The sequence below is a fragment of the Rahnella victoriana genome (assembly GCF_021276285.1).
GTDB lineage: Bacteria > Pseudomonadota > Gammaproteobacteria > Enterobacterales > Enterobacteriaceae > Rahnella > Rahnella victoriana.
On the sequence record NZ_CP089920.1, the window covers coordinates 75830 to 92122 of the forward strand.

The window sequence follows — 16293 nt, forward strand, 5'->3', positions numbered from 1 at the left end:
AAGGATTAAGGAAGATAGCATGCGCAAAACCATGGATATTATTTCTCGTAAAACATCGTTGAAAAATGAATTCACTGCACAGGGAAATACGGCTGTTGCCATGAATGAATCCGGCATTGTGGTTATTCATGACTCGGTGAAAAATGTCGCCAGTTATGAACGCAGCGGCAATGACCTGATTATTCATATGCAGGATGGCTCTGTCATTCGCTGTGTAGGATATTTCGAGAATATTGGTGATAAAGACGAAAATAAACTGGTCTTTCAGGATGGCAAGCAGGAGCTGACGGAAGTCACCTTCACGGACGCTGCCGTTGCTCATGACGCACCTGTGTTTGCCCTCCATGCGGTTGAAACCCCGCTGGCTGGCATCGAATCGCTGTTACTCAGCACCACGGAAGTCACGGTGGAATGGCCGTACCTGCTGGGCGGCGCGCTGGGCGTGGGCGCAGTAGGTGCACTGCTGGCGCACGGCGGGGGTTCGGACGAAAAAACGAAAGTCATTGATAACACCAAAGCGGTTGAAGTGGCGCAGCCAACGTTCCTGGTGACCGATACGCAGGGTGACAGTCAGGGCATTCTGGCCAATCAGGCGGTCACAGACGACACCCGTCCGACCTTTACCGGCACCGGGTATCCGGGCGCGGATATCGCCATCGTCGATGCCAGCGGCAATATCATTGCCACCGCCCTGGTCGACAGCAACGGACAATGGACCGCCCAGCTGGCGCCGCAGGCGGCCGGCTCGCATACCTACATTGTGGTGCAGGAAAGCAACGGTTCCACCACCAGCGCGGGTTCCATCACCCTGACCGTGGTCACCGCCAAAGCCTCCCTGAGCATTGATACGATGGCGGGCGATAACGTCCTGAACGCCGCCGAAGCCGGCAGCGATGTCGCGATTTCCGGTAAAAGCGACAATCTGGCCGCAGGCACCACGGTGACGGTCTCTCTCAATGGCGCAAGCTGGCAAACCACCGTGGGCGCTGATGGTGCCTGGTCGATAAAGGTTCCGGCGGCAGACGCACAGGCACTGGCCGATGGCGTGTATACCGTACAGGTCAGCGGCGTGGATCGCGCGGGCAACACCATTACCTCCAGCTCTTCTTTGGCGGTTGATACGCACCCTCCGTCGCTGACCATCGCCACTCTGGCGGGCGATGACATGCTTAATGCGGCCGAAGCGGGCAAAGACCTGACGCTCAGCGGCACTTCGGATGCCGGTGCCGGACGAGTCGTCACCCTGAACCTGAACGGCCAGACTTACACCGCGACAGTCGGTGCGGATGGCAACTGGTCGGCGACCGTTCCTGCGGCACAGGCAGGCGCGCTGGCGGACGGCAATGTCACGATCAGCGCATCCGTCAGCGATGCAGCGGGCAACAGCACCTCCACCACGCATGATTTGCGTGTCGACACTACCGTTCCGGTCGTCACCATCGATACCATCGCCGGTGACAATATCCTCAACAGCGCGGAACAAACCCAGGCGCAAATCGTTAGCGGCACCAGTACCGGCGGGGAAGCGGGCGACACGGTCACCCTGCTGGTTAACGGACAGACGTACACCACGACACTCACCGCCGATGGCTCATGGAGCATCGGTTTACCGGCGTCCGTGTTCAGTTCCGTGGCGGATGGCAGCTACACTGTCAGCGTCAGCATTACCGACAAAGCCGGAAACACCGGCTCGCAGTCAACGACAGTGCTGGTCTCTTCAGAAGTGCCGGAACTGGCCATCAATACCGTGGCAACCGACGACATCATCAATGCCATTGAGAAAGGCAACGCGCTGGAAATCAGCGGGACCAGCAACAGTGCCGATGGCACGCCGGTATCGCTGACGCTGAACGGCGTGACTTACAGCGGCACTATTAGCGGCGGCCACTGGTCTGTCACCGTCCCTGCCAGCGATGTTTCAAAACTCGGCGAAGCGACCTATACCCTTTCCGCCAGCAGCACAGATGCCGAAGGCAACAGCGGTGCGGCCACCCACAACGTGGTGGTTGATTCCGTTCTGCCGACCGTCAGCATCGCAGTGACGGCTGGCGACAACATCATTAACGCTACCGAAATTGACACCGACCAGACCCTCAGCGGTAAAGTGGCCAACGCCGCCGCCGGGGATGTGGTCACTGTCACGGTGGGCGGCAATATCTATACCACTACAGTTCAGGATGACCTGAGCTGGAGCGTCAGCGTGCCTTCTGCGGATCTGCAAGGCTTCGGCGACGGCGACCTGACGATTTCCGCCAGCGTGACTAATCAGCATGGCAACACTGGCAGCGCCGATCGTGATATCGCGATCGACGCCGGTCTGCCGGGTCTGCGTATCGATACGGTGGCGGGCGACGATATCGTCAACAGCATCGAGATCCAGCAGAACCAGATCATCAGCGGCACCAGTACCGATATCGCTGAAGGCAACAGCGTGACTGTCACCGTTAATGGCGTCGATTATCAGGCGACAGTTGGGGCGAACGGCGCCTGGTCAGCAGCGGTTCCGGCAGCGGACGTGGCGAACTGGCCAGCGGGTCAGCTTGCGATTAGCGTGACCGGCTCCGATACCTCGGGTAACTCTGTCACCATTTCCAATAACGTCACCGTAGATCTGAGCAGCGTGGCGATCTCTGTCGACACCATCGCGGTGGACGACATGATCAATGCCGCCGAAAAAGCGGCGGATCTGACGCTGACCGGTTCGACACAAAACGTCGAAGCCGGTCAGACGGTGACCGTGAACTTTGCAGGTCACACCTACACCACAACCGTGCAGGCTAATGGCGGCTGGAGCGTCACCGTTCCGGCAGGCGATATGACCAGCCTGAAAGACGGCGACGTGACCGCAACCGCCAGTGTCACCAACGTCGCAGGCAACAGCGCGAGCGCGGCGAATACGGCGGAAGTCGATGCATCGGCACCGGCTATCACCATCAACACTATCGCCGGTGATAACGTGCTGAACAGCGCGGAAGCGGGCGCGGACGTAGTCCTGAGCGGCACCTCGACGGCGGAAGCGGGTCAGGTTGTGACCGTGACCGTAAACGGCAACGATTACACCGCAACGGTGGGCACGGACGGCAGCTGGAGCACTGCGGTTCCGGCAGCAGACGCGCAGGCACTGACTGACGGCACCTATTCCGTCAGCGCAACTGTAAAAGATGTGGCGGGCAACAGCAGCAGTGCGACCGGTTCATTACTGGTTGACGTCACCGCACCAACGTTAAGCATCAATGCCGTTTCCACTGACGACGTGATCAATGCTCAGGAACTCCAGCAGAACCTGATGATCACCGGTTCGAGCACCGGCGTGCCAGCGGGCGGATTAGTCACCGTCGACATCGACGGCCACAGCTACACGGCAGCCGTTGATACCAATGGCAACTGGAGCGTTGGCGTACCGGCGAACGTGGTCAGCACCCTGACCGACGGTTCCTACACCGTCAGCGCAAGCGTCAAAGATGCCGCAGGCAACGACGGTTCAATTACACACGACGTCACGGTGGATACCGTTGCGCCGGTTCTGACTATCAATACCGTTGCAGCCGACGATGTGATTAACGTTATCGAGAAAGGCGAAGCCCTGACCGTCAGCGGCACCAGCAACGGCGCGGACGGCAGCGTGATTACGCTGAATCTCAACGGCCAGAACTACGCTGCGACCGTCAGCAACGGCGCGTGGACGCTGAACGTTCCGGCTTCCGATGTGGCGAAACTTGGCGAAGCGGATTACACCCTGACCGCCAGCAGCACCGACGCGGCAGGTAACACCGGCAGCGCAACGCACGATGTTCTGGTCGACAGTTCTCTGCCGTCCGTCAGCATCAGCCCGGTCGCCACCGACAACATCGTTAACGCCACTGAAATCAATGCCGATCAGACCATCAGCGGCAAAGTCACCAACGCCGCAGCGGGCGACACCGTCACCATTACGCTGGGCGGCAAAACTTACACCGCTGAAGTACAAAGTGACCTGAGCTGGAGCCTCAGCGTACCTTCTGCCGATCTGAAAGGATTTGGCGACGGCGACCTGACCATCAGTGCATCCGTGACCAATCAGCATGGCAACACAGGCAGTGCAGATCGCGAGATCAACATCGACGCCGGTCTGCCGGGTCTGCGTATCAACACCGTGGCGGGCGATGATGTGATCAACAGCATCGAGATCCAGCAGAACCAGATTGTCAGCGGCACCAGCACCGATATCGCGGCAGGCAGTTCAGTCACTGTGACCATCAACGGCGTCGATTATCAGGCGACCGTGGGTGCGAACGGCGCGTGGTCTGCGGCGGTTCCGGCAGCGGACGTGGCGAACTGGCCAGCGGGTGCGTTGAATATCAGCGTGACCGGCACTGACGTGTCCGGCAACTCTGTGACCATCTCGAACAACGTCACCGTGGATCTGAGCAGCGTGGCGATCTCTGTCGATACCATCGCGGCAGACGACATGATCAATGCCGCCGAAAAAGCGGCGGATCTTACGCTGACCGGTTCGACACAAAACGTCGAAGCCGGTCAGACGGTGACCGTGAACTTTGCAGGTCACACCTACACCACAACCGTGCAATCCGGCGGTAGCTGGAGCGTCACCGTTCCGGCAGGCGATATGACTGCGCTGAAAGACGGCGACGTGACCGCAACCGCCAGTGTCACCAACGTGGCAGGCAACAGCGCGAGCGCGGCGAATACGGCGGAAGTCGATGCGTCGGCACCGGCTATCACCATCAACACTATCGCCGGTGACAACGTTCTGAATCTGGCGGAAGCGGGTGCAGACGTGGTCCTGAGCGGCACCTCGACGGCGGAAGCGGGTCAGGTTGTGACCGTGACGGTAAACGGCAACGATTACACCGCAACGGTGGGTACCGACGGCACCTGGAGCACGTCCGTTCCGGCAGCAGACGCCTCGGCGCTGACTGACGGCACCTATTCTGTGAATGCTAAGGTGAAAGATGTCGCCGGTAACAGCAGCAGCGTCAGCGGTTCGGTGCTGGTGGATATCACCCCACCAGCTCTGACCATTAACACCGTGTCAGCCGACGACGTGATCAATGCTCAGGAGCTCCAGCAGAACCTGATGATCTCCGGCGGTTCCACGGGCGTGCCAGCGGGCGGATTAGTCACCGTCGAGATCGGCGGCCACAGCTACACCGCCGCAGTGGATGCGAACGGCAACTGGAGTGTTGGCGTTCCGGCAGACGTGGTCAGCACGCTGACTGACGGTTCGTACACCGTCAGCGCAAGCGTCAAAGATGCCGCAGGCAACGACGGTTCGGTTACGCACGACGTCACGGTTGATACCGTGTCGCCGGTGCTGACTATCAACACCGTGGCCGCCGACGATGTGATCAACGCCATCGAAAAAGGCGAAGCGCTGACCGTCAGCGGCACCAGTGACGGCGCGGACGGCAGCACTGTCACCCTGAACTTCAACGGGACAAACTACACCGCCACTGTCAGCAACGGCGCATGGACGCTGGACGTTCGGGCAACCGACGTAGCGAAACTTGGCGAGGCGGATTACACCCTGACCGCCAGCAGCACCGACGCGGCGGGCAACACCGGCAGCACCACGCATGACATTCTGGTCGACAGTTCTCTGCCGTCCGTGAGCATCAGCCCGGTGGCGACAGACAACATCGTTAACGCCACTGAAATCAACGCCGATCAGACCATCAGCGGCAAGGTCACCAACGCCGCAGCGGGCGACACCGTCACCATTACGCTGGGCGGCAAAACTTACACCGCTGAAGTACAAAGTGACCTGAGCTGGAGCCTCAGCGTACCTTCTGCCGATCTGAAAGGATTTGGCGACGGCGACCTGACCATCAGTGCATCCGTGACCAATCAGCATGGCAACACAGGCAGTGCAGATCGCGAGATCAACATCGACGCCGGTCTGCCGGGTCTGCGTATCAACACCGTGGCGGGCGATGATGTGATCAACAGCATCGAGATCCAGCAGAACCAGATTGTCAGCGGCACCAGCACCGACATCGCGGCAGGCAGTTCAGTCACTGTGACCATCAACGGCGTCGATTATCAGGCGACCGTGGGTGCGAACGGCGCGTGGTCTGCGGCGGTTCCGGCAGCGGACGTGGCGAACTGGCCAGCGGGTCAGCTTGCGATTAGCGTGACCGGCTCCGATACCTCGGGTAACTCTGTCACCATTTCCAATAACGTGACCGTGGATCTGAGCAGCGTGGCGATCTCTGTCGACACCATCGCAACGGACGACATGATTAACGCTGCCGAAAAAGCGGCAGACCTGACGCTGACCGGTACCACGCAGAATGTGGAAGCCGGTCAGACGGTGACCGTGAACTTTGCAGGTCACACCTACACCACAACCGTGCAATCCGGCGGTAGCTGGAGCGTCACCGTTCCGGCAGGCGATATGACCAGCCTGAAAGACGGCGACGTGACCGCGACGGCCAGCGTCACCAACGTCGCAGGCAACAGCGCAACAGCGGCGAATACGGCGGAAGTGGACGCTTCTGCGCCGACAGTAACCATTCAAACTATCAGCGCCAGCGATGTGCTTAACGCCATCAATGCGGGTACCGAGGTCACACTCAGCGGCACCAGTACGGCGCAGGCCGGGCAGACCGTCACCATCACGCTGGGCAGTGAAACTTACACCGCGACGGTAGCCGCAGACGGCACCTGGACAACCGGCGTGCCGAACAGCGTGTTCTCCGGTCTGGGCGACGGGTCTTACACTCTCACCGCCAGTGTCAGCGATATCGCGGGCAATCCGGCGACAGCCACCGGTACCGCGCAGGTGGATCTGACCGCACCGGTCGTCACGATCAATACCGTGGCGGGCGATGACGTGATCAACAGTACTGAGCACGGGCAGGCGCAGGTCATCAGCGGCACCGTGACCGGTGTCGATGCAGGCTCTGTGGTCACGGTGACCATCAATAATGTCGATTACCGCGCGGTCAGCGATGGCTCCGGTAACTGGAGCGTCGGGGTTCCGGCGAATGTGGTCAGCGGCCTGAACGACGGCAGTTACACCCTCACCGCGCAGGTCACGGACACGGCCGGAAATACCGGTTCCGCGAACCGCGATGTGACGGTGGAAACCACTGCGCCGGTCTTTGTCATCAATGATATGGCGGGTGGGGATAACATTCTTAACGCCGCCGAGGCGCAGACCACGCTGACTGTCACCGGTACGGTGACGGGGCTGGCAGATGGCGCGACGGTTATCGTGACGCTTAACGGCCTGAACTATCAGGGCACCGTCAGCGGTGGCGTATGGAGTGCGGACATTCCGGCCAGCGATCTGGCGAATCTGGGGCAGGCGCTGTATCAGGTCAGCGTCAGCGGTACCGACGTTTACGGCAACAGCGGGTCTTCCGCTAAAACGCTGCAAACGTCCTCCGACAGCCCGGCAGTGACCATTAATACGGTCGCCGGTGATGACATCATCAACGCCACTGAAATCACACAAGATCAGGTGATCAGCGGCACCGTCACCCATGCGGAAGCGGGTCAGACCGTCACCGTGACGGTGGGCGGTAAAACCTACACCGCAGAAGTACAAAACGATCTCTCCTGGAGCCTGACCGTTCCGGCCGCCGATCTGGTTGCCATGGGCGACGGCAGCCTGAACATTGCCGCCAGCGTAACCAACACCAGCGGCAACAGCGGTTCCGGTGAGCGCGATATCACGATTGATGCGGCGATCCCGGGGCTGCGTATCGACACCATTGCCGGTGACGATATCGTTAACAGCATCGAAATTAATCAGAACCAGATTGTCAGCGGAACCAGCACCGGTCTGGCAGCGGGCAGCAGCGTCACCGTGACCATTAACGGCGTCGATTATGCGGCGACCGTCGGCGCAGGCGGCAAGTGGTCAGCGGCAGTTCCTGCGGCTGATGTGGCGAACTGGCCTGCCGGTGAGCTTTCGGTGTCTGTGAGCGGCACCAGTTCCGCCGGTAACAGCGTGACGATCAGTCATGACATTACGGTCGATCTGAGCAGTGTCAGCATTGCCATCGATACGGTGTCCACGGACAACATGCTGAATGCGGCGGAGAAGGCGGCAGATCTTACCCTGAGCGGCACCACGCAAAACGTCGAAGCGGGCCAGACGGTGACGGTGATCTTTGCCGGTCACAGCTACACCGCGCAGGTGCAAACCGGCGGCGCATGGAGCCTGACGGTTCCGGCTGCTGACATGAGCAACCTGAAAGACGGCGACGCAGAAATTCGTGTTTCGGTCACCAATACTGCCGGTAACAGCGCCAGTGCGGCACAGGATGTGACGGTGGATACCGTTGCGCCAACCATTACCCTCAACACCGTTGCCGGTGACAATGTGCTGAATCTGGCCGAAGCCAGCGCGGATGTGATCATCAGCGGCACCACCACGGCAGAACCTGGTCAGATTGTGAAGGTCGGGAATTACGAGGCGATAGTGGCGGATGACGGCACCTGGAGCGTGACGGTTCCGGCCGCAGATGCGGGCGCACTCTCAGACGGCACCTTTACCATTACCGCATCCGTCAGCGACGTGGCGGGCAACAGTGCGTCGGTCAGCAATGATTTGCTGGTGGATGTGACGCCGCCAACGCTGACCATCAACACCCTTGCAGCAGACGACGTGATCAACGCGCAGGAACTTCAGCAGAACCTGATGATCACCGGTTCGAGCACCGGCGTGCCAGCGGGCGGACTGGTAACCGTCGACATCGACGGCCACAGCTACACCGCCGCAGTGGATGCGAACGGCAACTGGAGCGTCGGCGTTCCGGCAGACGTGGTCAGCACGCTCACTGACGGAAGCTATACCGTGACGGCTTCTGTCAAAGACGCCGCAGGCAACGACGGTTCGGTGACGCACGACGTCACTGTCGACACCGTTTCTCCGGTTCTGACTATTAATACTGTCGCAGCCGACGATGTGATCAACGCCATCGAAAAAGGCGAAGCCCTGACCGTCAGCGGCACCAGCGACGGTGCCGACGGCAGCACCGTGACGCTGAACTTCAACGGCCAGAACTACACCGCCACTGTCAGCAACGGCGCGTGGACGCTGGACGTTCCGGCAACCGACGTGGTGAAACTGGGCGAAGCGGATTACACCCTGACCGCCAGCAGCACCGACGCGGCGGGTAACACCGGTAACACCTCGCACACTGTTCTGGTCGACAGTGCGCTGCCAACCGTCAGCATCAGCCCTGTGGCGACTGACAATGTCATCAACGCGACTGAAATCAATGCGGATCAGCTGATTGGCGGCACCGTCACCAACGCGGCAGCCGGTGACGTTGTCACTATTACGCTCGGCGGCAACACCTATACCGCCACCGTTCAGGATGACCTGAGCTGGAGCGTCAGCGTGCCTTCTGCGGATCTGAAAGGCTTCGGCGATGGCGACCTGACGATTTCCGCCAGCGTAACCAATCAGCACGGCAACACTGGCAGTGCCGATCGTGATATCGCGATCGACGCCGGTCTGCCGGGGCTGCGTCTCGATACCGTGGCGGGCGACGATATCGTCAACAGCATCGAGATCCAGCAGAACCAGATCATCAGCGGCACCAGCACCGATATCGCGGCAGGCAGCAGCGTGACGGTTACCGTCAATGGCGTGGATTATCAGGCGACGGTTGGCGCGAACGGCGCATGGTCAGCAGCGATCCCGTCAGCGGATGTGGCGAACTGGCCTGCGGGTCAGCTTGCGATTAGCGTGACCGGTTCTGATACCTCGGGGAACAGCGTAACCATTTCGAATAACGTGACCGTGGATCTGAGCAGCGTGGCGATCTCTGTCGACACCATCGCGGTGGACGACATGATTAACGCTGTTGAAAAAGCGGCAGACCTGACGCTGACGGGTTCAACACAAAACGTCGAAGCCGGTCAGACGGTGACCGTAAACTTTGCAGGTCACACCTACACCACAACAGTGCAATCCGGCGGTAGCTGGAGCGTCACCGTTCCGGCAGGCGATATGACTGCGCTGAAAGACGGCGACGTGACCGCGACGGCCAGCGTCACCAACGTCGCAGGCAACAGCGCGAGCGCGGCGAATACGGCGGAAGTGGATGCATCGGCACCGGCTATCACTATCAACACCATCGCCGGTGACAATGTGCTGAACAGCGCGGAAGCGGGCGCGGACGTGCTCCTGAGCGGCACATCTACTGCCGAAGCGGGTCAGGTTGTGACCGTGACGGTAAACGGCAACGATTACACCGCCACGGTCGGCACCGACGGCAGCTGGAGCACGTCTGTTCCGGCAGCAGACGCGGCGGCACTGACTGACGGCACCTATTCCGTCAGCGCAACTGTAAAAGATGTGGCGGGCAACAGCAGCAGCGCGACCGGCTCTGTGCTGGTGGATATCACTGCGCCGGTGGTCAGCGTGAATACGGTGGCGGGCGACGATGTGATCAACGCAGCGGAACATTCGCAGGCGCAGGTCATTAGCGGTGGCAGCACCGGCACCCAGCCGGGCAATCTGGTGACGCTGGTGATTGGCGGAGTCACCTATTCCACAGCAGTGGATGCCAGCGGTAACTGGAGCGTCGGCGTTCCGGCGGACGTGATTAAAGGACTGGCCTCCGGCGAGAACACGATTTCTGTCAGCATCACCGACAGCGCGGGTAACACCGGCAGCAGCGATCATCTGATCACCGTGAATACCGATGCGGTCAGCCTGAGCATCGACACGATTGCGCAGGACGACATCATCAATGCAGCGGAAAAGGGCACCAGCCTGACGATTTCCGGCGGCAGCGACATGCTGGCGACCGGCACCGAAGTGACGGTAGTGCTGAACGGGAAAAGTTACACCGCAGACGTGAACGCGAACGGAGACTGGACGCTGAGCGTACCGGCAACCGATCTGGCGGCTATCGCGGACGGCAATTATACCGTGACCGCCAGCGCGAATGATGCTGCAGGCAATCCGGCCAGCGCGACGCATAACGTGGTGGTGGATGCCACCGCGCCTGCACTGCTGATCAATCCGGTAACGGCCAGCGGCATGCTGAATGCGGCCGAACTGGGGCAGCCGCTGACGCTGAGCGGGACCTCTACCGCACAGGCTGGTCAGACGGTCAGCGTTACGCTGAACAATGAAACCTACACCACCACCGTGAATGCCAACGGCACCTGGACGGTGAATCTCCCGGCAGATGACGTGGCAGCCCTGACGGACGGCACGCTGACGGTCACCGCCAGCACCACCGACGTGGCGGGCAATCCGGTCTCTGCAAACACTTCGGTGATTGTCGATACCGTTGCGCCAACGCTGACCATTAACACCATTGCCGGTGATGACATCATCAACACCACCGAGCAGCAGGCGGGTCAGATCCTGAGCGGCACCACCTCGGCGGAAGCGGGACAAATTGTCACTGTCACCTTTAACAATCGCGAGTACCACGCCACCGTCACCGCTGACGGCACGTGGAGCCTGAATGTGCCTGCGGCAGATTTCAACGGCGCGGCAGACGGCAGTTATACCGTCACTGCATCCGTGAAAGATGTGGCGGGTAATCCGGCGGCGACAGATTCTTCTGTCAGCCTCAGCGGTGCCGTACCTGAAATCACCATCAACACCTTCGCGCAGGACGATGTGGTCAGCGCGGCGGAACACAGTGGTCCGCTGGCGATTACCGGTACCTCAACGGCGACGGCCGGTTCGACCGTTACCGTGACCCTGAACGGCGTGACCTACACCACGCAGGTGGCAAACGATCAGAGCTGGACGCTGAACCTGAGCGCCAATGCCGTGAACGCGCTGGCGGATGGTGAGAATTACAGCATCACGGCATCGGTCACCAACAGCATCGGCAACAGCGGGTCGGCCAGCCACGACATTGCGGTCGACACCACCGCGCCATCGATGACCATCACCATTGATTCGGTCAGCGATGACACCGGTCGCAGCACCAGCGATTTCGTGACCAGCGATAACACCCTCACCCTGAACGGCGCGCTTTCTGCGGCTCTGGGTAACAATGAGTCCGCGCAAATCAGCCTGGATGGCGGGGTGACCTGGAACACGCTTACCGTGACCGGAACCACCTGGAATTACGCGCAGGGAAGCGCGCTGGCGGATGGCAGTTACACCTATAACGTGCGGGTGATTGACGCGGCGGGCAACGTCGGGTCAACGGCGTCGCAGACGGTGGTGATTGACACCGTGGCACCGGACGCCAGCCAGACCATCAGTATCGACGCGGTTTCGCAGGATACCGGACTGAGCAGCAGCGACTTTATCACCAGCGACACCACCCTCAACCTGCGCGGCACGCTCGGCGCGGCACCGGGGGCGGATGAGTATGTACAAATCAGCCTCGACGGTGGCACGACCTGGAATGACGTCAGCATCAGCGGCCTGACCTGGACCTACATCGACGGCCGCATGCTGACCGACGGGGATTACAACTACCAGATGCGGGTGGTGGATCTGGCCGGTAATGTCGGCGCGACCGCCAGTCAGGTGGTCACGATTGATACGACCGCACCGGACAGCAGCAAAACGGTCAGCGTTGACGCCATCAGCACGGATACCGGTCTGAGCAGCACTGACTTTGTGACCAGCGACACCTCGCTGACGGTCACCGGTTCGCTCGGCGCCACGCTGGCGGCCGATGAAGTGGTGCAGGTGAGTACCGACGGTGGCCTGACGTGGGCGAACGCGACGACGATCGGCACCGGCTGGACATTTACCGATGGCCGCACGCTGACGGACGGTGACTACACCTACAACGTCCGCGTAGTCGATGCAGCGGGTAACGTCGGCAACGTGACCTCGAAAGTGGTTACTGTCGATACCACTGCGCCGGACAGCAGCAAAACCGTGACCATTGACAGCATCGCCACTGATACCGGTTCTTCTGCCAGCGACTTTGTCACCAGCGATACGTCGCTGACCGTCACCGGTTCGATTGGCGCGGAACTGAGTCCGGGCGAAGTGGTGCAGATCAGTATCGATAACGGCGCGACCTGGACCACGGTGACGCTTCAGGGCAGCACCTGGACCTATGTTGACGGTCGCACGCTGACCGAGGGTCAGACGCTGTATCAGGTTCGCGTGGTGGATCAGGCGGGTAACGTCGGGCAGACCGCGCAGCAGGTGGTCACCATTGACACCACCGCGCCGACGCAAATCATCACCATTGAGGCGATCAGCAATGATACCGGCGATTCCGCCAGTGACTTCATCACCAGCGACAATACGCTGACGATGACCGGTTCACTGAGCGCGGCACCCGCCACCGACGAAAGGGCACAAATCAGCCTCGACGGCGGTAAAACCTGGTCTGACGTGGTGGTGAACGGTCTGGGCTGGAGCTATGACGCGACCGGCACCGTGCTGGCGGACGGCAATTACAACGTGCAGGTTCGGGTTATCGATCAGGCGGGCAATGTCGGCACGATCGGCAGCCAGACCGTGGTCATCGACACGCTGAATCCTGAGGCGGTAGCAACCATTGTGCAGTATTCCGATGACGAAGGCGATCGTACGGGTTCGTTCGGTTCCGGCACCTACACCGATGAAACTGCACCGACGCTGAGCGGCACGCTGAGCAAGGCGCTGGCCGATGGCGAAGTGCTGAAAATCTACCGTAACGGCGTGTATGTCGGCGTCGCCACGGTGGTCGGTCTGGCGTGGACCTTCTCCGATTCAGCGCTGGCGGACGGCACGTATATCTATGTGGCGAAATCGCAGGATCTGGCGGGGAACATCACGTCGTCCACTGATTTCACCCTGACGGTAGATACGTCGATTCCGACCACGATTGCCACCGTGACGCCGGAATCTACGCAAGATACGACGCCGGTCATCAGCGGGACGTTGTCCGAAGCGCTGGGCGAAGGCATGTATGTGCAGGTGGTGGTAAACGGCGTGACCTACACGTCGGAAACCGGCGGCGCCGTGGTGGTCGATCCGCTGAACAACACCTGGTATCTGCAGGTGCCGGGCGCGCTCGGGCTTGCAAGCTACGACGTCACCGCGCAGGTCAGAAGCAGCGCAGGTAACGGTAACGATGCCGGCATCAGCACCAGCGCGATAGTGATTTATGCAGAAACGGCGGTGGACACCAGCTGGGCGACCACGGCCAGCGGCGCTTACACCAACTCGCTGGCATTCAGCCTGAACAGTAACGGCTTGTGGAACATTGTTTCTGGCATGTCGGACTACAGCAGTACGGGACTGAACAACTATACCGCCACCACGCTGACCAACTCCCGCGGTAACTATGTGGTGAGTTATACCCTGGCAGATACCGACCGTAACGGCACGTCTGATATTTATGCGTCAGAAACCATTTACACCAACTATCAGCAGGTGATGTGGAAGGCCAATACGGACGGGACGTATACGCAGGGTGTTCAGGGAACGGGCGTGCTGATCTACTGGGGCGGCGTGATTGCTTACGATAAAACCGGCGATGGCTGGATTGATCTGGCATACGGCGATTCGGGCGGCGACTCCCGTACCTATCTGGTCAATAACAATGGCGTGCTGACCGTCGATGGTACCAATGGTGCGGCAGGTCTGGCCGGGATTTCTTATCGTGAAATCTCCGGTGTGGATATCAACAACGACGGTACCGTGGACATCGTTCAGCACACCAACCGCAGCGGCGTGTATGCCCTGTCGGTTGCCAGCAACAATGGCTCCGGCACGCTGACCGAAACGCAGGTTCTGGCGAACGTCTTTGTCCCGAATGAAAACAATCAGACCAGCGCGGCGTCGATGACCTGGGGTGATTTCAACGGAGACGGGTACATGGACCTGTATCTGGCGACCAGCCGTAACTCGGGTTCCTCCACCAACTACGGCGGGGTGATCTACTACAACGACGGTAACGGCAATCTGTTGAGTTCCACCACGCAGGTTGAGACAGCCACCACTAACTCGTCAGCGGGCGGTTATCTGTCAGCCGCCGTGGACTGGGACGGTGACGGTGATATGGACATCATCAAGTTCAGCACCTATTCCGGCAGCCAGAAGGCCACGCTGTATCTTAACGACGGCACCGGCAAGGGCTGGACCAGCAGCGCGCTGGCTTCGTCACTGGTCAACGTGACCGGGATTGCGACCCTCGATTACGACTGGAACGGGACGCAGGATCTGCTGGTGTCACAGGCCAATGGCAAAGTGGTGTATGTCGCTAACAACAGCACCATTGCGGACGGCACGGCCATTCACCTGCGCATTCTCGACGGCGAAGGGATGAACGTGTTCTACGGCAACACCGTGCAGCTTTACAACGCGGCCGGTGAACTGGTGGCCTCGCAGATCATCAACGCCCAGTCGGGTATCGGGATCAACGATGCCTCGGCGCTGGTGAATTTCTACGGGCTGGATCCGAATGAAACCTACTCGGCGGTGCTGGTGCGCAACATCAACGGTGTGTCGTCCAATGCGACCTGGACGGATCTCACCGCTGGCGACGGTACCAGCAGCTACTCGTTAACCGCAGATGCGGCAACCGGCGGTAACAGCGGCACGATCACCGGTACCGGTTACAACGACACGTTTGTCGCGGAAAGCGGCACTTATGTCTACAACGGTTCCGGCGGCTGGAGCACCTCGTCCGACCATGCGACATGGAGCGCCACCGGCGGTCAGGACATTGTCGATTACCGCAACGCCACCAGCGGCATCACGGTGGATCTGAGCAGCAGTAACGCACAGAACACCGGGTTCAACACGTCAACCTTCAAGGATATCGAAGGCATTGCCGGGTCGGACTACGACGATGTCATCACCGGCAGCGCGGGCGATAACCTGTTCGAAGGGCGCGGCGGGAACGATACCTTCAACTTAGCCAGCGGCGGGCACGACACGCTGTTGTACAAGTTGCTGGACAGTTCTGACGCCACCGGCGGTAACGGGTCCGACACCATTAACGGCTTCACGGTCGGGACATGGGAAGGCACAGCGAACTCGGATCGTCTGGATCTGAGCGATCTGTTGCAGTCGGGCGGGTATACCGGCACCGGCTCGGCAAGCTACGTCAACGGCGTGGCGACCCTGGACGCCTCGGCGGGCAATATCACCGATTACCTGTCGGTGACCACAGAAGGCAACAACACCGTCATCAAGGTTGATATGGATGGCAGTGGTTCAGCACAGTCGATGACCACCATCGCCACGCTGACCAACGTGCATACCGATCTGGCGACGTTGCTGGCGAACCATCAGCTGATTGTCGGTTAATCAGTAGCGGGGGCGGAACAGGGGAAATGCTCTGTTCCGCTTCTCCGGATGGCCTGTTCATGTTCCGGAATGAGCGTGAAGGA

At 60.2% G+C, this 16293-nt stretch carries 1 protein-coding gene; it reads left to right on the plus strand.

Features of this window, described 5'->3' with window-relative positions; translation table 11 throughout:
* The first annotated feature begins 19 nt into the window (after nt 1-19).
* Nucleotides 20-16210: an Ig-like domain-containing protein gene (locus J9880_RS21825; protein WP_232770752.1), complete on the plus strand. Its 16191-nt coding sequence runs from the start codon at nt 20-22 to the stop codon at nt 16208-16210.
* The last annotated feature ends 83 nt before the right edge of the window (nt 16211-16293 follow it).